At 52.7% G+C, this 1,367-nt stretch carries 1 rRNA gene; it reads left to right on the forward strand.

Going from position 1 to position 1,367, the window contains the following annotated elements:
- Positions 1 to 1,355 (forward strand): 23S ribosomal RNA (locus SB771_RS33380); the annotation flags it as partial.
- Positions 1,356 to 1,367 lie beyond the last annotated feature (12 nt).

Raw genomic sequence — 1,367 nt, forward strand, 5'->3', positions numbered from 1 at the left:
GGGAGCGAAGCAATTGGAAGTGGTTCCAAGAAAAGCCTCTAAGCTTCAGTCTAACGATGACCGTACCGCAAACCGACACAGGTGGGCGAGATGAGTATTCTAAGGCGCTTGAGAGAACTCGGGAGAAGGAACTCGGCAAATTGGTACCGTAACTTCGGGATAAGGTACGCCCTTGTAGCTTGACTGGCCTGCGCCAGGAGGGTGAAGGGGTTGCAATAAACTGGTGGCTGCGACTGTTTAATAAAAACACAGCACTCTGCAAACACGAAAGTGGACGTATAGGGTGTGACGCCTGCCCGGTGCCGGAAGATTAAATGATGGGGTGCAAGCTCTTGATTGAAGTCCCGGTAAACGGCGGCCGTAACTATAACGGTCCTAAGGTAGCGAAATTCCTTGTCGGGTAAGTTCCGACCTGCACGAATGGCGTAACGATGGCCACACTGTCTCCTCCCGAGACTCAGCGAAGTTGAAGTGTTTGTGATGATGCAATCTACCCGCGGCTAGACGGAAAGACCCCATGAACCTTTACTGTAGCTTTGCATTGGACTTTGAACCGATCTGTGTAGGATAGGTGGGAGGCTATGAAACCGGAACGCTAGTTTCGGTGGAGCCGTCCTTGAAATACCACCCTGGTTTGTTTGAGGTTCTAACCTTGGCCCGTGATCCGGGTCGGGGACAGTGCATGGTAGGCAGTTTGACTGGGGCGGTCTCCTCCCAAAGCGTAACGGAGGAGTACGAAGGTACGCTAGGTACGGTCGGAAATCGTGCTGATAGTGCAATGGCATAAGCGTGCTTAACTGCGAGACCGACAAGTCGAGCAGGTGCGAAAGCAGGTCATAGTGATCCGGTGGTTCTGTATGGAAGGGCCATCGCTCAACGGATAAAAGGTACTCTGGGGATAACAGGCTGATACCGCCCAAGAGTTCATATCGACGGCGGTGTTTGGCACCTCGATGTCGGCTCATCTCATCCTGGGGCTGTAGCCGGTCCCAAGGGTATGGCTGTTCGCCATTTAAAGAGGTACGTGAGCTGGGTTTAAAACGTCGTGAGACAGTTTGGTCCCTATCTGCCGTGGGCGTTGGATATTTGAAGGGGGCTGCTCCTAGTACGAGAGGACCGGAGTGGACGAACCTCTGGTGTACCGGTTGTCACGCCAGTGGCATCGCCGGGTAGCTATGTTCGGAAGAGATAACCGCTGAAAGCATCTAAGCGGGAAACTCGCCTTAAGATGAGATATCCCTGGGGACTAGATCCCCTTGAAGGGTCGTTCGAGACCAGGACGTTGATAGGTCAGGTGTGTAAGCGCAGTAATGCGTTCAGCTAACTGATACTAATTGCCCGTAAGGCTTGATCCTATAACAAGTCTG

It is taken from the genome of Burkholderia sp. SIMBA_051, from assembly GCF_046534915.1.
GTDB lineage: Bacteria > Pseudomonadota > Gammaproteobacteria > Burkholderiales > Burkholderiaceae > Burkholderia > Burkholderia ambifaria.